The organism is Spirillospora sp. NPDC047418 (genome assembly GCF_040643275.1).
Classification (GTDB): domain Bacteria; phylum Actinomycetota; class Actinomycetes; order Streptosporangiales; family Streptosporangiaceae; genus Spirillospora.
Genome location: NZ_JBEYTW010000128.1, coordinates 1 through 23,045, shown reverse-complemented (window position 1 = coordinate 23,045; position 23,045 = coordinate 1). Strand labels below are relative to the sequence as shown.

16 protein-coding genes, 1 pseudogene and 1 riboswitch are annotated in these 23,045 nt (G+C 70.5%); of the genes and pseudogenes, 3 read left to right on the top strand and 14 right to left on the bottom strand.

Annotated features, from left to right (window positions below; all coding sequences use genetic code 11):
• Positions 1-144: 144 nt before the first annotated feature.
• The 5 genes from ABZ806_RS41390 to ABZ806_RS41370 form a co-directional block, all read right to left on the bottom strand.
• Positions 145-2,679, bottom strand: a complete 2,535-nt coding sequence (locus tag ABZ806_RS41390) for an ATP-dependent Clp protease ATP-binding subunit (RefSeq protein ID WP_500224295.1) — start codon at positions 2,677-2,679, stop codon at positions 145-147.
• Between the two features lie 628 nt (positions 2,680-3,307).
• Entirely contained in the window at positions 3,308-3,631 is a 324-nt protein-coding gene (locus tag ABZ806_RS41385) for a histone-like nucleoid-structuring protein Lsr2 (protein WP_131938000.1), read from the bottom strand.
• 999 nt (positions 3,632-4,630) lie between these two features.
• A complete protein-coding gene (locus tag ABZ806_RS41380) occupies positions 4,631-5,311 on the bottom strand; it encodes an RDD family protein (RefSeq protein WP_500224293.1) in 681 nt (226 codons plus the stop codon).
• A 7-nt stretch (positions 5,312-5,318) separates the two neighbouring features.
• The gene (locus ABZ806_RS41375; protein ID WP_500224290.1) at positions 5,319-6,128 is read right to left on the bottom strand and encodes an RDD family protein; all 810 of its coding nucleotides are present in this window, start codon (positions 6,126-6,128) and stop codon (positions 5,319-5,321) included.
• A gap of 5 nt (positions 6,129-6,133) precedes the next feature.
• Complete coding sequence (locus ABZ806_RS41370) at positions 6,134-6,655, bottom strand: amino-acid N-acetyltransferase (RefSeq protein WP_243714285.1); 522 nt, start codon at positions 6,653-6,655, stop codon at positions 6,134-6,136.
• A 297-nt stretch (positions 6,656-6,952) separates the two neighbouring features.
• Positions 6,953-7,155: riboswitch (cyclic di-AMP (ydaO/yuaA leader) on the top strand.
• Positions 7,156-7,158: 3 nt separating this feature from the next.
• Between ABZ806_RS41370 and ABZ806_RS41365 the strand changes: the two genes are divergently transcribed.
• Complete coding sequence (locus tag ABZ806_RS41365) at positions 7,159-8,154, top strand: C40 family peptidase (protein WP_500224289.1); 996 nt, start codon at positions 7,159-7,161, stop codon at positions 8,152-8,154.
• A 240-nt stretch (positions 8,155-8,394) separates the two neighbouring features.
• Here ABZ806_RS41365 and ABZ806_RS41360 read toward each other — a convergent pair whose 3' ends face one another.
• A complete protein-coding gene (locus tag ABZ806_RS41360; RefSeq protein ID WP_021591725.1) occupies positions 8,395-8,625 on the bottom strand; it encodes a transcriptional regulator in 231 nt (76 codons plus the stop codon).
• A gap of 486 nt (positions 8,626-9,111) precedes the next feature.
• On the opposite strand from ABZ806_RS41360, the gene ABZ806_RS41355 reads away from it, so the two are divergent.
• Together ABZ806_RS41355 and ABZ806_RS41350 are read left to right on the top strand one after the other, a co-directional pair.
• Positions 9,112-10,134, top strand: coding sequence for a LacI family DNA-binding transcriptional regulator (locus ABZ806_RS41355; RefSeq protein ID WP_500224288.1), 1,023 nt, complete (start codon positions 9,112-9,114; stop codon positions 10,132-10,134).
• A gap of 97 nt (positions 10,135-10,231) precedes the next feature.
• Positions 10,232-11,503, top strand: a complete 1,272-nt coding sequence (locus ABZ806_RS41350) for a cytochrome P450 (protein ID WP_500224287.1) — start codon at positions 10,232-10,234, stop codon at positions 11,501-11,503.
• On the opposite strand, the gene lysX is transcribed toward ABZ806_RS41350, so the two are convergent.
• From lysX to ABZ806_RS41310, 8 genes and pseudogenes are all read right to left on the bottom strand, one after another.
• Positions 11,490-12,944, bottom strand: a complete 1,455-nt coding sequence (lysX, locus tag ABZ806_RS41345) for a bifunctional lysylphosphatidylglycerol synthetase/lysine--tRNA ligase LysX (RefSeq protein WP_500224298.1) — start codon at positions 12,942-12,944, stop codon at positions 11,490-11,492. The genes ABZ806_RS41350 and lysX overlap by 14 nt on opposite strands.
• A gap of 85 nt (positions 12,945-13,029) precedes the next feature.
• Entirely contained in the window at positions 13,030-13,812 is a 783-nt protein-coding gene (locus tag ABZ806_RS41340) for a type III pantothenate kinase (RefSeq protein ID WP_500224285.1), read from the bottom strand.
• A 14-nt stretch (positions 13,813-13,826) separates the two neighbouring features.
• A pseudogene (locus ABZ806_RS41335) lies at positions 13,827-16,336 on the bottom strand (L-aspartate oxidase).
• Positions 16,337-16,770: 434 nt separating this feature from the next.
• Entirely contained in the window at positions 16,771-17,187 is a 417-nt protein-coding gene (panD, locus tag ABZ806_RS41330) for an aspartate 1-decarboxylase (RefSeq protein ID WP_500224282.1), read from the bottom strand.
• On the bottom strand, positions 17,187-18,041 hold the full coding sequence (panC, locus tag ABZ806_RS41325) for a pantoate--beta-alanine ligase (protein ID WP_500224279.1): 855 nt from the start codon (positions 18,039-18,041) through the stop codon (positions 17,187-17,189). The genes panD and panC overlap by 1 nt, the downstream gene beginning before the upstream one ends.
• A 396-nt stretch (positions 18,042-18,437) precedes the next feature.
• Complete coding sequence (locus tag ABZ806_RS41320) at positions 18,438-19,358, bottom strand: Rossmann-like and DUF2520 domain-containing protein (RefSeq protein WP_500224277.1); 921 nt, start codon at positions 19,356-19,358, stop codon at positions 18,438-18,440.
• Between the two features lie 109 nt (positions 19,359-19,467).
• On the bottom strand, positions 19,468-21,957 hold the full coding sequence (locus ABZ806_RS41315; RefSeq protein ID WP_500224275.1) for an ABC transporter permease: 2,490 nt from the start codon (positions 21,955-21,957) through the stop codon (positions 19,468-19,470).
• Complete coding sequence (locus ABZ806_RS41310; protein WP_500224273.1) at positions 21,957-22,730, bottom strand: ABC transporter ATP-binding protein; 774 nt, start codon at positions 22,728-22,730, stop codon at positions 21,957-21,959. The genes ABZ806_RS41315 and ABZ806_RS41310 overlap by 1 nt, the downstream gene beginning before the upstream one ends.
• Between the last annotated feature and the right edge of the window lie 315 nt (positions 22,731-23,045).

Genomic DNA, 23,045 nt, shown 5'->3' with positions numbered 1-23,045 from the left:
AACGACGCCCTTGCCTCCGGCTCGGAGTTAGCACCACCTCTTCCTCCAGGGGACTTTCACCCCCAAGCAATCGCCCATGCTGGGCGCACCATGCGGAAGGGCCCGCAGCCGGAGTGATCCGGCTGCGGGCCCTTCGCGTGGACGTCAGTCCTTGTTGAAGTTGACCGCGCCCTCGACGGGCGGCGGGCTGTCCGGGACGCCCGTCGGCTTCGGCACGCCCTTGAACGTGAACTTGGCGTTCTCCACCGAGTCCTTGTTGTCGGGGTCGAAGCCCTCGGTCCCGACGATCACGATCTGGCCGGCCTTCAGCTCGTTGTACAGGATCTTCTCGGACAGGTTGTCCTCGATCTCCCGCTGGATCGTCCGGCGCAGCGGCCGGGCGCCGAGCACCGGGTCGTAGCCGCGCAGCGCCAGCAGGTCCTTGGCCTCCTGCCGCAGCTCGATGCCCATGTCGCGGTCGTGCAGCCGGTCGTCCACCTTGGCGATCATCAGGTCGACGATCTGGATGATCTCCTTCGGGGTGAGCTGGTGGAAGACCACCGTGTCGTCGACGCGGTTCAGGAACTCGGGGCGGAAGTGCTGCTTCAGCTCCTCCGACACCTTCGCCTTCATCCGGTCGTACGAGCCCTGCTCGTCGTTCTGACGGGCGAAGCCCATCGAGACGCCCTTGGAGATGTCCTTGGACCCCAGGTTCGTCGTCATGATGATGACGGTGTTCTTGAAGTCCACGACGCGGCCCTGCGCGTCGGTGAGGCGGCCGTCCTCCAGGATCTGCAGCAGCGAGTTGAAGATGTCCTGGTGGGCCTTCTCGATCTCGTCGAACAGGACGACCGAGAACGGCTTGCGGCGGACCTTCTCCGTCAGCTGGCCGCCCTCCTCGTACCCGACGTAGCCGGGCGGGGAGCCGAACAGCCGCGAGACGGTGTGCTTCTCCATGAACTCGGACATGTCGAGCTGGATCAGCGCGTCCTCGTCGCCGAACAGGAACTCCGCGAGCGTCTTGGACAGCTCCGTCTTACCGACGCCGGACGGGCCGGCGAAGATGAACGAGCCGCCGGGACGCTTCGGGTCCTTCAGGCCGGCGCGGGTACGCCGGATCGACTGCGACAGCGCCTTGATGGCGTCGTGCTGGCCGATGACGCGCTTGTGGAGCTCGTCCTCCATGCGCAGGAGCCGGGTCGACTCCTCCTCGGTCAGCTTGAAGACCGGGATGCCGGTGGCGGTGGCGAGGACCTCGGCGATCAGCTCGTCGGTGACCTCGGCGACGACGTCCATGTCGCCGGCCTTCCACTCCTTCTCCCGCTGCGCCTTCTGGCCGAGCAGCTGCTTCTCGGAGTCGCGCAGCGCCGCGGCCTTCTCGAAGTCCTGCGCGTCGATCGCGGACTCCTTGTCGCGCCGGACGTCGGCGATCTTCTCGTCGTACTCGCGCAGGTCCGGCGGCGCGGTCATCCGGCGGATGCGCATCCGCGAGCCGGCCTCGTCGATCAGGTCGATCGCCTTGTCGGGCAGGAACCGGTCGCTGATGTAGCGGTCGGCGAGCTGCGCGGCCGCCACCAGCGCGCTGTCGGTGATCGACACGCGGTGGTGCGCCTCGTAGCGGTCCCGCAGGCCCTTGAGGATCTCGATCGTGTGCGACAGCGACGGCTCGGCGACCTGGATCGGCTGGAAGCGGCGCTCGAGCGCGGCGTCCTTCTCCAGGTGCTTGCGGTACTCGTCCAGCGTGGTGGCGCCGATGGTCTGCAGCTCGCCCCGCGCCAGCATCGGCTTCAGGATGGACGCGGCGTCGATCGCGCCCTCGGCGGCGCCCGCACCGACCAGCGTGTGGAGCTCGTCGATGAACAGGATGATGTCGCCGCGGGTGCGGATCTCCTTCAGCACCTTCTTCAAGCGCTCCTCGAAGTCACCGCGGTACCGGGAGCCCGCGACCAGCGCGCCCAGGTCGAGGGTGTAGAGCTGCTTGTCCTTGAGCGTCTCGGGCACCTCGCCCTTGACGATCTTCTGCGCGAGGCCCTCGACGACGGCCGTTTTACCGACGCCGGGCTCGCCCACGAGGACGGGGTTGTTCTTGGTGCGGCGGGACAGCACCTGCATGACCCGCTCGATCTCCTTGTCCCGGCCGATGACCGGGTCCAGCTTGCCCTCGCGCGCGGCCTGCGTCAGGTTGCGGCCGAACTGGTCGAGGACGAGGGAGGTGGACGGAGCCGACTCGGAGGGACCGCCGGAGGCGGCCGGCTCCTTGCCCTGGTAGCCGTGCAGCAACTGGATGACCTGCTGGCGGACCCGGTTGAGGTCGGCGCCGAGCTTCACCAGCACCTGGGCGGCGACGCCCTCGCCCTCACGGATCAGCCCGAGCAGGATGTGCTCGGTACCGATGTAGTTGTGGCCGAGCTGCAGCGCCTCGCGCAGTGACAGCTCGAGGACCTTCTTGGCACGCGGAGTGAACGGGATGTGGCCCGACGGCGCCTGCTGACCCTGGCCGATGATCTCCTCGACCTGCTGGCGGACCGCCTCAAGGCTGATCCCGAGGCTCTCCAGAGCCTTGGCAGCGACACCTTCGCCCTCGTGGATCAGGCCCAGGAGGATGTGCTCGGTGCCGATGTAGTTGTGGTTGAGCATCCTGGCCTCCTCCTGAGCCAGGACGACAACGCGCCGCGCGCGGTCGGTGAACCTCTCGAACATCTCGTCGCTCCTCACAGAGCGGTTGGGCAGAGTCCGGAACGTCCGGAACTGTCCTTCCGCATGCTAGCCCGCCCCGAGGAGGCCGCCCGGTGCACTCCCACCAGAAGACGTTCCCCAGCTAAGCGCTGTTCAGTCTCATCCAACTACCGCATCAGTGCGTCATGTTCCCGCTACGCCGCAAGCGAACGGGGGCTTTCCGCAGGTCGATCGGGGCGCGGCCGAGCTTGCCGAATGGGGGTCGGAGTCCCGCCCGCGCCGCCTGTGTACCTCGTCGCGTCCGCGCCGAACCCCGCTGCCACTACGCCACAAGCGAACGGCCGAATCCGTCTCGCGGATCGGCCGATGCGGCCGGACGGCCGAAACGCCGCCGACGAACGGCCGGGCGAACAGCCGGACGAACGGCCGGGCGAACAGCCGGACGAACAGCCGGGCGAACGGCGGTGCCCGAAACACGGCGTGATCGGGCGGCCCGGGAAACGCGACCCGGCAGACCGCTCCGAAACGCCACAGGTTGGACGGCCGGAAACGCGGCGGGGACTGGACGAGTCGTATAACACGGCGGGGATGGATCGTGAAACGACGAACGGCCCGTCTCGTTAACGGAGACGGGCCGCCAGTGGAGACCGGCTCAGCTGGCCGCCTCGTACTGCTCGATCACGTGGGCCGGGATGCGTCCGCGCTCATTGACCTTGATGCCATTGTTCTTGGCCCAGGCGCGGATCTCGGCACTGCGTTCCCGGCTGGACGCGCCGCGCTGCCGGCGGCGACGCGAGACCGTGCCCGCCTTGCGGGACTTCTCCACGAACGGCTGCAGCGATTCCCGCAGCTTCGTTGCGTTGGCGCCACTGAGGTCGATCTCGTAGGAGGCGCCGTCGATCGAGAACGCTACGGTCTCGTCCGCCTCGCCACCGTCGAGGTCGTCGACGAGAAGCACTTGAACCTTCTGTGCCATGGGGACAGACCTTTCGGCTGGAGCAAACTTTCAATCGGTTGACAAAGATATACCGAGAACTCCGCAGATGACAATTCAAGACTCGGCGATGAACCGGGATGCGGTCGAAGTCCCCTTCGTGTGGTGACCGGCCGTAATCGCGATCGCTGTTTCCGAAGCCGCCGAGGCCCGCGCGAGGGCCCGGCGCGGCCCGGCACGCCCGTGAATTCCCCGGCAGGGACGCGTGACCGGGGTTTTGGCGCGTGACCGGTGTCACGGCGCACCGCGCTGACCTGGTGAGGCGGCCGCCCAATGCGGCGGGATCGCCGGGCTCCGGCTTTCGGGAGATCATCGCCTGACCGGCCGATGTCGAGGGATAACGGCTGACTCGACGATGCCGAAAATCTGCTCCATCGCCGGACGGCCCACGGTTCCCCCCGCCCACCGGACGGGAAGTCGCCATCCACGTGGTCATCGGCGATCCCGCTGAAGCCCGCCGTCGCACTTGAAGCCCGGAAATCAGGAGATTGAGGCACAATCCGACCGCCTGATCCCCCAGTTCTTCGTCCTCCGGCTGGATCGGCGGGGGGGGGACGTGGTCCACCAACCGCCGACGCGCGCATGCGCCCGGGAAAGTCCGTTCCGGTGAGACGGCGCCGCATCCAGAGTAAGTCCGGTACCGCTATGAAGCGACACCGCGGACGGTGCAGTAGACGGTCCAGTTGGCGGTGCAGTAGGCGACACAGTAGACGGCCCAGTTGGCGGTACGGCAACAGCGCGGGAAGCAACTTTCAATCCGGAGGCGGCATCCGGGACACGACACATCCCGGTGGATTCAGGGCCGTAACCGGAACAAGCTGGGATTCGCCCACGAACGCGGGCGTCCGAAACAGACCGGGCATCTCGGGGAAGGATGGAGAAGGCAAGCAAATACCGTCGTCCTGCGATAGATCGCCGAACGGGCGACGGCGGCGGGGATCGAGCCGCCCCTGAGGCCCTCCGAACGGGCCTCAGGGGGCCTCACAAGCCCGCGGAATCGCGGCTGGTGCGTTTTACCACGAGCGTCCGCGCGAGCCTGTCGTGGACGGCTTGGCGCCGCGTCCCCTCGAACAGCACCCCGGCGTTCACGACCCAGAAGACGCTCGCCAGGACACCTAGGACGGGAATCGGGCGCACCGCGATCGGCAGCGAATAGACCGTGGCACGGAGAAGGCACTCCAGAACGCCGGGATGTGCGCCGGCCTCCGCCTCGCCGGGCACGGCCGCATCCGAGACGTCCCCCGGGGAGGCGGCCCCCTCGGACGTGGTCTCGGCTTCCGGTGGCACGCTCACGGGCACGAATCCCGGAACGGAGACGGGGATGCCCCCAAGTCCCCCCAGGACCGCCCCACCCGCCTCAGCGTCCGTCCTGCCGGCCCTGCCCGCCTTACCCGCCCTGCCCGCCTCGCCGGTCGCAGAGGCCGGCAGGGCGGCGACGACCTCGATGCCCGCGAAGCGCTTGCCCAGCGTCCGTCCCCAGAGGGCCAGCTGGACCGCCTCGTACAGGAACATGCAGCCCGCCACGGCGGGCGGCGCGACGACGTCCACCATGTGCCCGGACACCAGTTCGCGGACGACGACGATGACGGGCACACCGACGACGAGCGTGTCGACGACGCGCGCCAGCAGCCGTTGGCCGGGTTCGGCAAGGGGAACCGCCATCGCGGCTCTACTCCGCGTACTCGGTGTATTCGGAGTACTCGTCGTATCCGGTCCGCTCATCGATGACGAGCGTGCCGGCGAAACGGTCGTGCAGGGCCTGGTGCAGGGGCTGGTCCCAGATCGCCCACAGGTAGGCCATCAGGCCGCCCACCCAGACCAGCGCCATCCCGTACGCGGCGTACTCCCACACCATCACCGCGAGGATGAGGAAGAAGAAGACACCGATCTGGTAGCCGACATGGACGATGCCCGCCCGCCACACGGCCTGCGTCGTGCCCATGGGACGGCCCGCAGGGCGTGCCTGGACGATCCCCAGGCCCATCACCCGCTTGCCCAGCGTCCGTCCCCACATCGACAACTGGACGGCCTCGTACAGGAACGGCAGGACCGACATGACGCAGAACAGGGTGAAGATGATGGGCCAGTTCCAGATGCCGCCCTCGTCCTGGTCACTGCCGCTCTTCTCGCCGAGGCCGAACGCGGCGACCGTCACTGGGAGGACGAGCGCGAACCCGAAGACGGCCACGAGGGCGTTGTCGATGACCCTGGCACCGGCCCGCCGCAGGATCGGGGCGAGCTGCATCTCACTGCTCTGGGAGTCGCCGTAGGCGTCGCCGTACTGGTCGTAGGACGCCTCGTAGGTCTGCCCCCAGTCCTGCTGGGGCTGGGACTGCCACTGCTGCGTCGACGGCTGAGGGGGTTGCTGAGGCTGCTGGGGTTGCTGCCACTGGGAACCTTGGTACGGAGGCGGCGGGCCGTAGGAGCCCTGCCCCTGCGGCTGCTGGTAACGCCGCCCGCGGTTGGGGGAATCGCTCATGTGGGTCAGTCCTCCAGGCGAAGCAACATCCGGGTGTTGCCCAACGTATTGGGCTTGACCCGATCGAGGTCCAAGAACTCTGCCACGCCTTCGTCGTAGGAGCGGAGAAGCTCCTCGTACACCTCTGGCGCCACCGGAGTCCCGAGGATCTGCTGGAAGCCGTGGCGGCCGAAGAACTCCACCTCGAAGGTAAGGCAGAACACCCGCCGCACGCCCAGTTCCCGCGCGGTGTCCAGGAGCCGGGTGACGATGCGATGCCCGATGCCGCGTCCGCCGTGGCCCTTGTCCACGGCGACGGAGCGGACCTCCGCAAGGTCCTCCCACATCACGTGCAGCGCGCCGCAGCCGATGACGGGCCCCGGCGACCCCTGCCGGACGTCCTCGGCGACCCAGAACTCCTGGACGTCCTCGTACAGCTTCACCGTGCTCTTCTTCAGCAGGCGGCGCCCCGATCCGGCGTACAGATCGACCAGCCTGCGTATCTCCTGAACGTCGGCGGTGCGGGCACGCCGGATCACGACCTCCACAAACAGGCGAGATTATCGAACACCGGGTCGGACCGAACGCACGCGTCCCCGCCCGAACACATACGTCCACAGACGTGCGGTGGGCGTTCTGCATGTGTGACTAGATAAAAACGACTAGGCCGAGTCGTCCGCGAGTCGTTCCCCCTCGAAAAAGTGACTCAAAACACAGTTCCCAACACGGTGCGTACTCGGCACACCGTCGCGCCCCGCCCTGGCGACCTGCGATTTCATGGGTTCTGGTTGGCATCCATTGCGCGTTCCGTTAGTGTCCCGCTGACGTCGGCCACCCGCAGAACGGAGGCCGAACCGCCGAATCCGAGGGCCGCAACCAGCGCCCCGGGAGCCGGGGACCCACTTTTCGGAGCGTCCGGGGCCGCCCCCGGTCCGCAGCCGTGAGGGGTGAATCCGCAACGCCGCGGTACGACCCGCGCACGCTCGCGGACGGGCTGCTCCAGCCCCAACCCGTCAGCTAACCCGGTAGGCGGACGAGGAGAGGAGAATTCGTGCAGCAATCGCGGCCTGCTTCCCTTTCACGATTCTGCGGCCGCGCGGTCACCGTGGCCGGTGCGTTCATCGCGCTGACGGCCGCACCGCACGTCATCGCCCCGCACACCATCGCCGTCGCGCACGCCGACCCTGAGCCGTCCACCAAGGAGCTCACCTCCAAGGCGTTCAAGCTCGCCGACCAGCTGGAACAGCTCACCGAGCAGTACAACGGCATGAAGGTGAAGTTCGCGCAGTCCAAGCGCGCCGCCAAGGTCGCCACGGAGAACGCCAAGCGGCAGGAGAAGTCGCTCGAGGCGATCCGCCAGAAGGTCGGCGCCCTCGCCGCGACCAGCTACATGCAGGGCGGTTCGGACCCGACGGTCTCGTTCGTCGCCTCCCAGGACCCGCAGGCCGTCCTCGACCAGGCCGCGACCCTGCACTACTTCGCCAAGCAGGACAGCACCAAGGTCCTCGGGCTGATGCAGGCCATGCAGGCCGCGCAGCGCGCCCGCAAGTCCTCCGAGGCGCGCGCCCAGCAGGTCAAGTCGCTGCGGACCGAGCTCGACGCGCAGCGCAAGAAGATCACCGACGCGTACGAGAAGATCCGCGGCACGATCATCAAGCGGGACCCCGCGGCGCTCGCCAAGCTCCCCGTCCTCGGTACCGGCAAGGCCGCGCAGGCGCTGCGGTACGCGATGGGCAAGCTCGGACGCCCCTACGTCTGGGGCGCCTCCGGCCCGAGCACCTTCGACTGCTCCGGCCTCACGATGTGGGCCTACCGGCAGGTGGGCATCAACCTCCCGCACTACACCGGCAGCCAGTGGAACGCGGGCACGCACGTGTCGCGCAGCCAGCTCCAGCCGGGCGACCTCGTGTTCTTCTACTCCGATCTCCACCACATGGGGATGTACATCGGCAACGGCAAGATGATCCACGCGCCGCACACCGGTGACGTCGTGAAGATCGCCTCCATGGCCGGACGTCCCTTCGCCGGCGGCGTCCGGGTCGCCTGACCCGCGCTTGACCCGCGCCGCACCTGGAACCCGCACCCGGAACCCACCCGGATTCGCGCACGGCGAAGAGATCCGTGGGCGCGGGGGTTCGAACGCCGTCCGCGGCGACGCCTCCTGCAGGGACCTACCTGCCAGGGCGCCGGCGCCGCCGCTGCGGGGTCGGACGGGATTCGACTGTGTTCGCCGTCTGGATCTCTCGGTGACGCTCGCCCGTCCCCTGGCGAGCGTCGGGGGGTGAAGCTAGATGAGCTGCCTTCGGGCCGCCCACACCACGGCCTCGATAGGGGTGTTGACCTCCAGCCGGTCGCAGATGGTCCGCAACCGGCGCCGCAAGGTCCGTGCGCTCAGCTCCAGCTTCCGTGCCGCCACATCGGCGGTGACACCGCTCGCGATCTGGGCGAGCAACCGGATCTCCTCCTCGCTCAGCCCGAAATCGTCGGTGCCACGACGTGCGAGTGTGGCTGTTTCCACTCCGTCCTCCCTCGTCCGTGGTGATGACCGCGGGGATGCAGCCGTCCGCTGCACAGGCACGGGTTGGGCCTCTGTACGCGCGTTGGGTTGCCGGGTCCGGAGCCTTCCGGACTTAGATCATCGGGTTCCTTTGCCGTCTCGCGAGCTTGGCCGGAGGTGGCCGCATGGCCGATTGCGGGGTCGTTCGGGGGAACTCCGGGTGACGATTCAGTCGTTGGCCGTCCGAGGGAGCCGGGATGAGATCGCCAGCCATCCGCACCCGTCCCTCCTCGTTGGACTCGCCAGATCCCGCCGCGGAGCAAGATCGTGAATCGTTTCAAGCTACGCTTCGGCTCGGAACGCTAGGCGGCCGGATCCGGCCCGTCAAGCGCTGTCCAAATGCGGTATGCGACCGTTTGACTACACACCGTGTCCGCATTATCGGCGGCATGCCGCGTATAACTCCACTACCTGGGAGAACACCCCCGGAGCGGGACGAGGAGCGAGTTGCCACAGACCAGTATTCGTGAGGTCGCGAGGCGGGCTGGAGTCTCAGTTGGGACCGTTTCGAATGTCCTAAACCGGCCAGACCTCGTGGCCGAAGCTACCCGTGACCGCGTCCGCGCGGCGATCGAGGAGCTCGGATTCGTGCGGAACGAGTCCGCGCGCCGGCTCCGCCGGGGCCCCGACCGCACCGCGGGCGAGTTCGGCGACCAGCCGCGCCGGGCCTTCGGCATCGTCGTCGAGGACCTCACCAACCCCTACGCGTCCGACGTCGCGCGCGGCGCCGAGGCCGCGCTCAACGAGGCGGGCCACGACGCCCTGTGGCTCTCCAGCGACCACCAGTCCGCCAAGGAGCGCCGCTCGCTGGAACTCCTGGCCGAGCAGCGCGCCGCCGGGGTACTGATCATCCCCGTCGGGCTGCGGCCCGGCGACATCTCCCGGCTGCGCGCCGCCGGCATGGCCGTGGTGCTGATCGACCGCGACTCGCCGCAGGCGTGCTCGGCGCGGGTCGACCATGTCGCGGGCGGGGAGATCGCCGCCGCGTACCTGCTCGGCATCGGCCGCGAGCGGATCGTCTTCGTGACCGGCGTCCCGGAGCCGCAGCCATGCGTGGAGCGCCGGGACGGCGCCGCCCGGACGATCGCCGAGGCGGGCTTCGGCAAGCCCCGCACGCTGGTGCAGGACGCGCTGAGCCCCACCGAGGGCCAGGCCGCGGCCCACGAGGTCGTGGCGATGTCGCCGCGGCCCGACGGGGTGTTCTGCGCCAACGACCTGCTGGCCATCGGCCTGATCAACGAGCTGACCCGCCTCGGTGTCCGCGTCCCGGACGACATCGCCGTCATCGGCTACGACGACATCGAACTCGCCGCGAGCGCCGCCGTCCCGCTGACCACGATCCGGCAGCCGCGCCGCGAACTTGGCTGGGAGGCCGCCGAGCTGGCGCTGGCCGAGCTGAGCGAGGGCAAGTCGCACCAGCACCGCCAGGTCGTCCAGCGGCCCGAACTGGTCATCCGCGAAAGCGCTTAACGCCCGCCCCGTCAAGGGCGCCGCCAGGCGGCCCGAGCGACGGGGCGGCGGGGCGCGGGCTATTGACAGATCGTCTCAGATCCGGGTGACTTAGGGCATGGAGGACAGGACGGGGCAGGTCGTGGAGGCCGAGGCCGCGGCGGTCCTCGGGTTCGATCCGGGGGACCCGGCCTTCCGGGCCGCCCCTTACGCCCACTACCGCCGTCTCGCGTCCGCCGGAACCCGCGTGCACCGCACGGACGTCGGCCTCCGCGTGACCACGTCCTACAGCCTCTGCGAGCAGGTGCTGCGCGACCCCCGGTTCGGGCACCGCCCCGAGGGCGGCGGGCTGTGGCGCGAGTCGCGGACACGGAACCGGTCGTTCCTGACGATGGACCCGCCCGACCACACCCGCCTCAGGCGGCTGGTCGGCAAGGCGTTCACCCCGCGGCTCGTCGAGCGGCTGCGGCCGCGCGTGGAGGCGCTGGTCGACGGGCTGCTGGACGGGATGTCCGGCGAGGTCGACCTGATCGCGGCGCTGGCGTATCCGCTCCCGGTCATCGTGATCAGCGAGATGCTCGGCGTCCCCGCGAGGGACCGCGACCTGTTCAAAGGCTGGTCCGACAGCCTCGCGCGCGGCCTCGACCCCGACTTCCTCCTGCCGGAGGCCGAGATCGCCGAGCGCGAGACGGCCCGTGCGGAGTTCGCGGAGTACTTCAGGCAACTGGCGGACGAACGGCGCCGCCAGCCGCAGGACGACCTTCTGAGCGCCCTTGTGAGCGTCTCCGACGGCGGGGACGTCCTGTCGGAGGAGGAACTGCTCGCCACGTGCGTCCTGCTTCTCGTGGCGGGCCATGAGACGACCGTGAACCTCATCGGGAACGGCGCGCTGGCGTTGCTCCGTGATCCCGCGCAGTTGGAGTTGTTCCGTGCACGCCCTGGGAACGTCCAAGCGGCCGTCGAGGAACTGCTGCGCTACGACCCGCCCGTCCAGCTCACGCTCAGGGCCGCCCTGGAGGACGTCGACCTGGACGGGACGCTCCTCGAACGCGGAAAGCTCGTCCTGCTGCTGACCGGCGCCGCCAACCGCGACCCGGCCGTTTTCGACGATCCCGACCGCCTCGACCTGACGCGCTACACCGAGGGACGCGACACGCCGCGCCACCTGTCGTTCGGGCACGGCATCCACTTCTGCCTAGGGGCGCCCTTGGCCCGGCTGGAGGGCCAGGTCGCGCTGAAGAAGCTCTTCGAGCGCGACGTGGCCCTCGCCGGAACCGCCCCCGCGGGGGCCGCCCCCGCAGGAGGCGGCCCGGCGGGAGGCGGCCTCGTCTACCGGGACAACCTCGTCCTGCGGGGCCTGCGTGACCTGCCGGTCACTATTCGGGCTTGACCAGCGGGAACAGGATCGTGTCCCGGATGCCCTTGCCGGTGAACGCCATGATCATCCGGTCGATGCCGGCGCCCATCCCGCCCGTCGGCGGCATCGCGTACTCCAGGGCGCGCAGGAAGTCCTCGTCCAGCTGCATCGCCTCCGGGTCGCCGCCCGCGGCGAGCAGCGACTGCTCGGTGAGCCGGCGGCGCTGCTCGACGGGGTCGACCAGCTCGGAGTACGCGGTGCCGAGTTCCGTCCCGAAGCCGATGAGGTCCCACTTCTCGGTGAGCAGGGGCTCCGCGCGGTGCTGGCGGGTCAGCGGCGACGTCTCGACCGGGTAGTCCATGACGAACGTGGGCTGGACGAGGGTGTGCTCGATCAGCTCCTCGAAGATCTCCTGGACGAGCTTGCCCTGCCCCCACTTGGGGTCCCACGAGATGCCGTGCGCGTCCGCGAGCTTGCGGACGTCCTCGATCGGCGTGTGCGGGGTGACCTCCTCGCCCAGCTTCTCCGACACCGACCCGTAGAGCGTGATCCGCGGCCACCGCGGCAGCCCGAGGTCGATCTCCACTCCGTCATGGACGACGACGGTGGTGTCCAGAGCGGCGACGACGGCCTTCTGGTACATCCGCTGGGTCAGGTCGGCCATGTCGTTGTAGTCGAGGTACGTTCCGTAGGCCTCCAGCATCGTGAACTCGGGGTTGTGCGTGGAGTCCGCGCCCTCGTTCCGGAAGTTCCGGTTGATCTCGAAGACCTTTTCGATGCCGCCGACGACGAGCCGCTTCAGGTACAGCTCGATCGCGATACGGAGGTAGAGGTCCATGTCGTACGCGTTGATGTGCGTCCTGAACGGACGTGCCGCCGCCCCACCATGGATGGGCTGCAGCATGGGCGTCTCGACCTCGAGGTAGCCCTCCTCATGCCAGAAGTCCCGGACCGCGCGCACGGTCGCGCTGCGGAGCCGTGCCATCTTCCGCGACTCGTCGTTGACGATCAGGTCGACGTACCGGTGCCGGACGCGCGCCTCCGGGTCGGTGAGCCCGGCGTGCTTCTCCGGCAGGGGACGCAGGCACTTGGACGTGATGGCGAACCGGTCGGCCATGATGGACAGCTCGCCGCGGCGGGACGTGATGACCTCGCCCTCCACACCGATGTGGTCGCCGAGGTCGACCTCCCGCTTCCAGAAGTCGAGCTGCTCCTGCCCGACCTTGGCCAGCGACAGCATCACCTGGATGTCGCCGCCGCCGTCCCGGATCGTGGCGAAGCACAGCTTGCCGGTGTTGCGGACCAGCATGACGCGACCGGTGACGCCGACCTTCTCGCCCGTCTCGGTGCCCGGTTCCAGGTCCGGGTGTTTCTCCCGGATCTCGGCGATCGTCGCCGTCCGGGGGAAGGTCACCGGGTAGGGATCGATCCCGCTCTCGCGGAGCCGGTCGAGCTTCTCCCGGCGCACGCGCATCTGCTCCGGGAGCTCGTCGAAGGTCTCGTCACTCACGTCCCAAGGCTATCCACCCGGCCGGACGCGCCGCGAACGACGTGCGCCGCTAGGGGGTGTTGCGCTCGTAGATGAGGCGGAGGCCGATGAGGGTCAGCCACGGCTCGAACACGTCGATGCAGCGGGACTCCTCCAGCACGAGCGGGGCGAGGCCGCCGGTCGCGATGACCGTGACCTCCGCGGGATCAGCGGCGAGTTCGTCCGACATGCGCTCGACGATGCCGTCCACCTGTCCGGCGAAACCGAAGATTATGCCGGACTGCAGGGCCTCGACGGTGTTCTTCGCGATGACGCTGCGCGGCCGGACCAGCTCGATCTTGTGGAGCTGGGCACCGCGCGACGACAGCGCGTCTATCGAGATCTCGATGCCGGGGGCGATCGCGCCGCCCACGTACTCGCCCTTCGCGGACACGGCGTCGAACGTCGTCGCGGTACCGAAGTCGACCACGATCGCGGGCCCGCCATGGGTGTGGACGGCGGCGAGCGCGTTCACGATGCGGTCGGCGCCGACCTCCTTGGGGTTGTCCATGCGGACCGGGACGCCCGTCTTCACCCCCGGCTCCACGATCACCGCGGACACGTCGCCGTAGTAGCGGCGGCACATCTCCCGCATCTCGTGCAGGACCGACGGGACCGTGGAGCACAGCGCGATGCCGCTGATGTCGGTCTCGGCCAGCAGCGGGCTCTGCTGGACGAGCCCCTGCAGGACCACCGCGATCTCGTCGGCGGTCCGCCGCGGATCGGTGTTGATCCTCCAGTGCTCGATCACCTCATCGCCCTCGAACAGGCCGAGGACGGTCTGGGTGTTACCGACGTCGATGGTGAGCAGCATCAGGTCCCCGCTGGTCAGGAAAAGTCAAGGCCGATGTCGAACACGCGCGCCGAGTGCGTCAGCGCGCCGACGGCAAGGTAGTCCACCCCGGTCACGGCGACGTCTCGGGCCCGGTCCAGGGTAAGGCCACCGCTGGCCTCGAGCTCGGCCCGCCCCTCGACAAGGCGTACCGCCTCGGCCATCTCGGCGTCCGTCATGTTATCGAGCAGGATGCTCGTCGCGCCCACCGCGAGCGCCTCTTCCACCTGTGCGAGGGTGTCGCACTCCACCTGGACGTGCAGGGACGGGTACACGGCGCGGATCGCCTCGAACGCCTTGGTGACGCCGCCCGCCGCCGCGATGTGGTTGTCCTTGATGAGCGCGGCGTCGTGCAGGCCCATCCGGTGGTTGACCCCGCCGCCGCAGTAGACGGCGTACTTCTGCAGGGCGCGCAGGCCGGGAAGGGTCTTGCGGGTGTCGCGCACCCTGGCCTTGGTGCCGTCCATGGCGTCCGCCCATTGCCGGGTGGCCGTCGCGATCCCGGACAGGTGCGTGAGCAGGTTCAAGGCCGTCCGCTCGGCCCTCAGCACCGCCCTGGTCTGCCCGCTGACGGAGATGAGTACCTGCCCCGGCGCGACCCGGTCGCCGTCCTCGGCCTTCGCCTCGTAGGCGACGTCCAGCAGTTCGAACACGACGCAGGCCACGGGGATGCCGGCGACGACGCCGTCCTCGCGTGCGCGCAGGTCCCCCGCCGCGGTGTCCTCGGGCGCGAAGATCGGCATGCTGGTGACGTCGACGTCCCCGTCCTCGGCCAGCGCGGTCCGGACGAGGTTTTCCACAGTTTGTGGATCGAGCCCGGCGGCGCCGAGACGCTGCGAGAGTTCCGGTGTCATGAGCGCTGTCCTTCCAGAGGTTCGTATGTGGTCGTCAGAGTGTTCCCGGCCAGCCGCGTCACGAGGTGACCATGCCAGGCGCCGTCGGTCCGCTCGGGGAAGTCCTCCCGCCAGTGGCTCCCGCGCGTCTCCTCCCGGCGCCGCGCCGCCGCCGCGATCGCGGACGCGACGGTGTACAGGTTGGTGGCCTCCCAGGCCGCCACCCCCGCCTCCGCGCCCCGCCCCGCGAGCGCCCCCAACTCCCGCACGGCCCGCTCGAGCCCCTCGGCCCCCCGCAACACCCCAACGCACGAGGTCATGATCCGCTGAATCTCCCCCCGCCCCTCCCCCGCAATCAGCCCCCGCCCAGCACCGGTCGGAGTCGGAGTCGGGGTCGGGGTCGGGGTCGGGGTCGGGGTCGGGACGGCTTTCAGGTCGGCGGGGAGGGTTGTGGCTATGCGGGTGGCGAAGACCAGGCCCTCCAGGAGGGAGTTGGAGGCCAGGCGGTTGGCGCCGTGGACGCCCGTGCAGGCGACCTCTCCGCAGGCGTAGAGGCCGGGGACGGACGTGCGGCCGTGGAGGTCCGTGCGGACGCCTCCGCTGGCGTAGTGCGCGGCGGGGATGACCGGGATGGGCTCGGTCACCGGGTCGATGCCGTGGTGCCGGCAGGCGGCCAGGATGGTCGGGAAGCGGTGCTCCCACGTCGCGGCGCCGAAGTGGCGGGCGTCCAGGAGCATGCAGGGCGCGCCGGTCTCGTGCATCCGGGTCGTGATCCCCTTGGCGACGACGTCGCGCGGAGCGAGTTCGGCGAGTTCGTGCCGCCCGACCATGAAGCGGACGCCGTCGTGGTCGACGAGGTGGGCGCCCTCGCCGCGGACGGCCTCGGAGATGAGCGGCTGCTGCCCGGTCGCGCCCTCGCCGAGCCACAGCACCGTCGGGTGGAACTGGACGAACTCCAGGTCGGTGACCTCGGCCCCGGCGCGCAGCGCGAGCGCCACGCCGTCGCCGGTCGACACCTCGGGGTTGGTCGTGGCGGAGAACACCTGGCCGAGCCCGCCGGTGGCGAGGACGACGGCGCGGGCGCGGACGGTGCCGACGCCGCCCGGCTGCCCTTCGCCCATGACGTGCAGGGTGATGCCGGCGGCGCGTCCGGCGGCGTCCTTGAGGAGGTCGAGGACGAGCGCGTGCTCGATGACCTCGACGCCGGAGTCCTTGAGCTCGGCGAGGAGGGCGCGGCTGATCTCGGCGCCGGTGGCGTCCCCGCCGGCGTGCGCGATGCGGCGCCGGTGGTGGCCGCCCTCGCGGGTCAGCGCGATGCCGCCGTCACCGGCGCGGTCGAACGCGGCGCCGAGTTCGATGAGCCCGCGGACGGCGTCCGGTCCCTCGGTGACGAGCGTCCAGACGGCGCCCTCGTCGCACAGGCCGACGCCTGCGACGAGGGTGTCGGCGAGGTGCTCCTCGGGGGTGTCGTCCGGGGCGAGCGCGGCGGCGATCCCGCCCTGCGCCCAGCGGGTCGACCCGGCGTCCAGGAGGGCCTTGGTGACGAGCAGCACCCGCCCGTGCGGACGGCACTGCAGCGCGGCGACCAGACCGGCGATGCCGGAGCCGATGACGACGATGTCGGCCTCGGTGGTCCAGCCGGGCGCGGGGGCGTGGAGAACGGAAGGGATCATTGGCCCTCCTCCGGAGATCTCGGTTCTCGTCATTATGACTCTAACTCCGGAGAACTCGAACGCCCGCCCCCCGCATTCCCGGCGAACCACCCCACTCCAGCGCCCTCACACGGCCGCCTCAAACCCACCCGCAGGACACTTCACAGACTTCTCGGGCTTCTCGGGTTTCGCCGCGAGGACGGCCCCGATGGTCAGGCGCAGCGCGGCGATCGACGAGGGCGTCCCGCAGCGCGGACCGGTCACCTCCGCCGGGACACCTCGGCCGGGTCACCTCGGCCGGATCACCTCCGCCGGATCACCTCCGCCGGGTCGAGGATGCCCGACTCGAACAGGTGGCATAGTCGCCCGGTCGACTCGCCGCGGCTCGGGCCCGGGTCAGCCGTGGACCAGGTCGCCGTAGTCGCCGGGTCGACTTGGTGCGGCTCGGCTCCGGGTCAGCCGTGGACGAGGTCGCCGCGGGTGGTCTTGGTGCCGGGGACGGGCTCGGCGGGGTCCGAGCCGAGGGAGATGATCTTGTTGGCGCGGTCGACGTGGACCACCGTGGGGACGAACTCGCGGGCCTCGGCGTCGGCCAGCTGGGCGTAGCTGATGATGATCACCAGGTCGCCGGGCTGGACGAGCCGGGCCGCGGCGCCGTTGATGCCGATGACGCCGGAGCCGCGCTCGCCGGCGATCAGGTAGGTCTCCAGGCGGGCGCCGTTGTCGATGTCCACGATCGAGACCTGCTCGCCGGGAAGCAGGTCGGCGGCGTCCATCAGGTCCTGGTCGATGGTGAGCGAGCCGACGTAGTGCAGGTCCGCCTGGGTCACCGTGGCGCGGTGGATCTTGGACTTGAACATCGTCCGGAACATCAGTGCTCCTTGCCGAGCTGGAGGTGAACATTGTCGATGAGATGGGTGGCGCCGACGCGGCCGGCGACGGCGAGGACGGCGGGGCCGCCGGCGGCGGCCGGGGCGAAGGTCGCCGCGTCGACGAGGACGAGGTAGTCGAGTGCGAGGGGCGGGTCGGCGGCCGCGGCCTTGTCGAGGACGGCGCGGGCCGCGTCCAGGACCGCGTCCGGCCCCTCGGCGGCGGCGTCCGCGCCGGCCCGGAGCGCGCGCGACAGGGCGAGGGCCGTCCCGCGCTCGGCAGCGGACAGGTAGCGGTTGCGGCTGGAGAGGGCCAGCCCGTCCGGTTCGCGGACGGTCCGGCCGCCCATGACCCGCACGGGCACGTTCAGGTCGGCGACCATGCGGCGGATCATCGCCAGCTGCTGCGCGTCCTTCTCACCGAAGATCGCCACGTCGGGGCGGACGAGGTTGAGCAGCTTCAGCACGACGGTGAGCATCCCGTCGAAGTGGCCGGGGCGGGCCGCGCCCTCGACGACCTCGCCCATCGGGCCCGACTTGAGCGTGACCTGCGGTTCGTCCGGATACATGATCTCGCGGGTCGGCGCGAAGATCAGGTCGACGCCCTCGCGGGCGCACGCCGCGATGTCGGCGTCGAACGTTCGCGGGTAGCGGTCGAAGTCCTCACCGGGGCCGAACTGGAGCGGGTTGACGAAGATGCTGACGGCGACGGCGTCGGCGCTGCCGCGTGCCTGCCGCATCAGGGACAGATGCCCCTCATGCAGCGCGCCCATGGTGGGGACGAACGCCAGCGTCCCCTCGATACAGGCACGCGCCGCGGCGAGTTCCTGCGGCGTCCGCGCAATGACGGGTTTCAATCGACCTCCCACATCACCCTGGGCACCCGGTCTCCGGACGTCCGTTCTCTGAACGTCCGCCCCGGAACGGACACTTCCCGATCACCACTGTCCCGGCCTGCCGCCCCACCGCACCCGCGCGAGCCCCCACAACCTGCCTGGCCGCCACAGCCGGGTGGCACGCCACGGCCGCGCGAGCCGCCGCAGCCCGGTGGGAGGACGCGGGCCGCATGGGCCGCCGCAGGCCGCGCGAGCCGCCACGACCTGCCTGGCCGCCGCAGCCGGGCCGGGACACCAGAGCCGCGTGGGACGCCACAGTCGGGCGGGCCGCCACAACCGCGTGAGCCGCCGCAGCCGGGCGGGGCGCCGCGGTCGGGTGGGGCGCGGCGGGTGGGCGGGGTTTGGGGGTGGGCGGGGTCAATCGGCCAGGGCTTCCAGGAGGCGTTCGGCGTCTTCGGGCTTGAGCAGCCCGGCGCCCAGCGCGCGGTCGGCGGTGAGTCGTGCCAGGGCGACGTAGGCGCGGCGGCTCTCCGGGGAGACCTTGGCGAGTTCGGCGACATGGCCCGAGACCGTGCCTGCGTCGCCGCGGGCGACCGGGCCGGTGAGGCCGTCGAGGCCGAGGCGCAGGCCGTTGTCGAGGGCCGCGCCGAGGAGCGGGCCGAGCATGCGGCCGGGTTCGGCCACGCCGGCGCGGTTCAGCAGGTCCATCGACTCGACGACGAGGGTGACCAGGTGGTTCGCGCCTCCGGCGAGCGCAGCGTGGTACAGCGGGCGGGCGTCCTCGGCGATCCAGACGGGCTCGCCGCCCATTTCGAGGACGAGCGCCTCCGCGACCGGGCGCAGCGGCTCCGGCGAGGTGACGCCGAACGAGATGCCGGTGAGCCGGTTCACGTCGTCCGGGCGTCCGGTGAAGGTCATCACCGGGTGCAGGGCCAGCGGAAGCGCGCCGGCCCGGGTGAGGGAGTCGAGGACGGCGGTCCCGTAGCGCCCGCTGGTGTGCACGACCAGCTTGCCCGCGACGGGGACGCCCGCGGCGACCAGGCCGGACGCGAGTTCGGGCAGTTCGTCGTCGGGGACGGTCAGCAGCACCAGGTCGGCGGCGGCCACCACGTCCTGCGGTGTCGCGACGGCCGCCTCGGGGAGGCATTCCTCGACGCGGGTCCGCGACCGGTCGGACACGGCGGTCGCGGCGACGACGCGGTGGCCCGCGCGGGACAGCGCGGCGCCGAGCGCCGTGCCGACGCGGCCGGCGCCGACGACGCCGACCGCGAGCCGCGCGGGCCTGTCCTGCGGGGCCTCCGGGCTGTTTCCGGGCACGCCGGGGGCATGTGGGTCCATCGGTTCGTTCCAGTCCTCACAGGTAGGTACCGGACGGGCGCGAACCAGAGTACCCATGGCCCCCGGTCACGCGGTCCGGAGGGTGGCGGACGCCACCCCGGCCTCCCATTCAGTCATGCGCGAGGGACTCGACGATGGACGTCCCGGCGGCGCGCCGCGCGGGCATGACGGCGGCGAGCGTCCCGGCGAGGCCGGCGAGCAGGACGAAAGCGGCGATCTGGAGGTACGGCAGGGCGAACACCGCTCCCTCGGCCATCGCGCCGGTCGCGGCCCAGCCGAACGCGATGCCGAGGGCCACCCCGGTCAGGGCGCCGATCACGGCCATGACCACGGCTTCGATCGACAGCATCCGGCGGAGCTGGCGCTTGGTGAGGCCGAGGGCGCGCAGCAGCGCCGACTCGCGGGTCCGCTCCACGACCGAGAGGGTCAGCGTGTTGGCGATGCCGAACAGCGCGATGACGATCGCGAGGCCGAGCAGCCCGCCGAAGATCAACAGCACCATGTCGATCGCGTTCTCCAGCTGCTCCTCGAAGTCGGCGGTGGACTCCACCTTCGCGGCCGGGTACGGCAGCGCGGCCTGGTCGACGGCCGTGCGCGCCCGGTCGGATGAGATCGCGTCGCTGGTCTTGACGAAGATCTCGGCCGGGTCCACGGCGCCGAAGTACCGGACGAAGTCGGCCTCGGGGACGACGATCCCGCTGAACTGGCCGCCCAGCTTGTACGTCCCGCTGATCCTGACGGGGACGGCGCCGTGCAGCGTCTTGATCTGGAGGGTCTTGCCGACCTGCCATCCCGGGACGTTCGCGGCGCTCTCGTCCACCAGGGCGGTGCCCGGCTTCAGATCGGAGACCGAACCGGTCTTCATCTTCGGCTTGGCGATCGTGCCCCACGCGGACGCGGTCACCGTGGTGATCGACGCCTCCTGACCGCCGGCCCTGGTCTCCTTGTCGCGCACCTCGACGACCTGCTCCACCTCGGGCCGCTTGCGCAGGTCGTCGCCGAGCGCGCGCGGAAGGTTCTCGGCGTTCTGGGCGGCGATCCTGAACTGGACCGGGAACTGCTCGTCCAGCTCCTTGGCCGCCGTCGCCTTGCCGCTCGCCGCGACGACCGCGAACAGGCTCATCAGCCCGACGCCGACGGTCAGCGCGATCGTGGTGGTGGCGGTACGGCGCGGGGCGCGCCGCGCGTTCGCGACCGCGAGCCGTCCGGGGACGCCGCCGAGCCGTGCCGGGATCGCGCCCGCGAACCGCCCGAGCGGGCGGACGAGCGCCGGCATCCCGGCGACCACCGCGAGGAAGAAGACGCAGCCGGAGAACGCGACGGCGAACATCGCGGTCTGGCCCTCCTTCATCACCAGCGCGCCGTACAGGCCGATCGCGAGGCCGGCGGCGCCGAGCAGGACGGCGGCGGCGGTGCGCCAGGCGCCGAGCCGGAAGCGTCCGCCGCCCGGCTCGGTCTCGGCGCGCAGGGCCTGGACGGGCGCGACGCCGGTGGCCGCGCGGGCGGGCAGCAGCGCCGACAGCACGGTCACGAGGACGCCGACCGCGAGGCCGATCAGGACCGTCCGCAGCGCGAGGGACGGCGCGGTGAGGGCGATGTTGCCGTTCAGCCTGCTGACCAGGACGAGCGCGCCCTGCCCCAGCCCGACGCCGGCGGCGATGCCGAGCAGCGAACCGGTCAGGCCCACCACCGCGGACTCGGTGAGGACGCCGCCGAAGATCTGCCGGCGGGTCGCGCCGACGCAGCGCAGCAGCGCCATCTCCCGCATCCGCTGGGCGACCAGGATCGCGAACGTGTTGTAGATGACCAGCGCCGACACCAGCATCGCGACCAGCGCGAAGATCAGCAGGCCGGCGCGGATGATCTCCGTGTCGGCGCCCGCCGCCTTCGCCAGCTTCGCGCCGAGCTCCTTGCCCGTGTAGACGCGCTGGCCGGAGCCTACGGCGGCCTTCACCGCGGCCGGCGACGCCGTGCCCGCGATGTCGATCTCCTGGTAGGTCTTCTGGCCGGTCATCCGGACCGCGGTCGCCGGGTCGAACCCGACCGCGCCGAAGATGCTCGCCTCCTGGTCGATGCCGAAGTCGACCAGCCCGACGACGCCGAACCGGTTCGGCCGGTTCTCTGCGTCCAGGACCGTCACCGTGTCACCGACGGTGAAGCCCTCACGCTTGGCGACTTTGCTGTCGATGACGGTCTCGCCACCGTTGGACGGAGGTCGTCCCTTATCGATGTCGTAGCGCAGCAGGCGGCCGGATGGCACGGACATGCCCATCGTGGGGAAGTCGCCGACCGTCTTACCGTCCTTGCCCACCAGGGCGGCCTCGCCCTTCACCGCGCCCTGGGCGTCGGTCACTCCGGGCAGGGAGCGCACCTTCTCCAACAGGGACATCGGTAGGCCGTCGGCCGCGTGCTCATCGGGGACGACGGCGACGTCGACCTTGTCGGCCGACCGTGCGAACGTCTTGGCGACGCCCTTGTTCATGGTGTCGGTCAAGACGAACGTGCCGGAAATGAAGCCGACGCCGAGGGTGATGGCCACCGCGGTGAGAAGAAGACGGAGTTTGTGGGCGCGCAGACCCGCCAGGGTCGTTTTCAGCATCACGCCCCCAGAGCCTTGAGCCGGTCCAGGACGGTCTCCGGGGTCGGCTGGAGGATCTCGGAGACGATCTCACCGTCGCGCAGGAAGACCACACGGTCGGCGTAGGAGGCGGCGACCGGGTCATGGGTGACCATCACGATCGTCTGGCCCATCTCGCGGACAGACGCGCGCAGGAACGCAAGAACCTCCGCGCCTGCCCGCGAGTCCAGGTTGCCTGTCGGCTCGTCCGCGAAGATGACTTCGGGACGGGCGACGATGGCGCGCGCGCACGCCACCCTCTGCTGCTGGCCGCCCGACAGCTCCGACGGACGGTGCCCGAGGCGGTCGCCCAGGCCGAGGACGTCCACGACCTGCTGGAACCAGGCGCGGTCCGGCTTGCGTCCGGCCAGTTCCAGCGGCAGGAGGATGTTCTGCTCGGCGGTGAGGGTCGGAAGCAGGTTGAACGCCTGGAACACGAAGCCGACCCGGTCGCGGCGCAGCAGCGTCAGCTGCCGGTCGCCCATCCGGGTGATCTCCGCGTCGCCGAGCATGATGCGGCCGCCGGTGACGGTGTCCAGCCCGGCGAGGCAGTGCATCAGCGTCGACTTCCCGGACCCGGACGGGCCCATGATCGCGGTGAACGCGCCCCGCCCGAACCCGACGCTGACGCCGCGCAACGCGTGCACGGCCGCGTCACCGGACCCGTACACCTTGGACACGCCCTCGGCGGTGACGGCCGGCGGCGCCGCGGCGGTAGGGGCTCCCCCGGGCGGGTCGGTGAACGTGCTGGTCACGGTGACTCCTTCGTGGTCTCTTCGGGCTCGGTTCGGCGCTCGGGCCGGCGCGCGCTGCCTGCTCGCTGCCTGCTCGCTCCGTACTCGCGATCGCTCGGGAACCACGCTAGGAATCCGCGGCCCCGCCGCCATCGGTCCGGCGTCCACGATCTCCGTCACTCTTACGGCCATCGGAGCCGCCCGCGTACGACCTGAGTCGTACACGCCCGTCCCCCCGCCCACCGACCCGCCCGCCGCCCCGCCCCGGAACGGCGAAGCGCCGGAGACCCGCACCTACTCGCAGGGGATGCGGCAACGGCTCGCCATAGCGCAGGC

Excerpts from the sequence above, each read along its gene's own strand:
- ABZ806_RS41390 (WP_500224295.1), bottom strand. The coding sequence starts at position 2,679 with ATGTTCGAGAGGTTCACCGACCGCGCGCGGCGCGTTGTCGTCCTGGCT.
- ABZ806_RS41385 (WP_131938000.1), bottom strand. The coding sequence starts at position 3,631 with ATGGCACAGAAGGTTCAAGTGCTTCTCGTCGACGACCTCGACGGTGGC.
- ABZ806_RS41380 (WP_500224293.1), bottom strand. The coding sequence starts at position 5,311 with ATGGCGGTTCCCCTTGCCGAACCCGGCCAACGGCTGCTGGCGCGCGTC.
- ABZ806_RS41375 (WP_500224290.1), bottom strand. The coding sequence starts at position 6,128 with ATGAGCGATTCCCCCAACCGCGGGCGGCGTTACCAGCAGCCGCAGGGG.
- ABZ806_RS41350 (WP_500224287.1), top strand. The coding sequence starts at position 10,232 with ATGGAGGACAGGACGGGGCAGGTCGTGGAGGCCGAGGCCGCGGCGGTC.
- lysX (WP_500224298.1), bottom strand. The coding sequence starts at position 12,944 with ATGCGCGTGCGCCGGGAGAAGCTCGACCGGCTCCGCGAGAGCGGGATC.
- ABZ806_RS41340 (WP_500224285.1), bottom strand. The coding sequence starts at position 13,812 with ATGCTGCTCACCATCGACGTCGGTAACACCCAGACCGTCCTCGGCCTG.
- panD (WP_500224282.1), bottom strand. The coding sequence starts at position 17,187 with ATGTTCCGGACGATGTTCAAGTCCAAGATCCACCGCGCCACGGTGACC.
- ABZ806_RS41320 (WP_500224277.1), bottom strand. The coding sequence starts at position 19,358 with ATGGACCCACATGCCCCCGGCGTGCCCGGAAACAGCCCGGAGGCCCCG.
- ABZ806_RS41315 (WP_500224275.1), bottom strand. The coding sequence starts at position 21,957 with ATGCTGAAAACGACCCTGGCGGGTCTGCGCGCCCACAAACTCCGTCTT.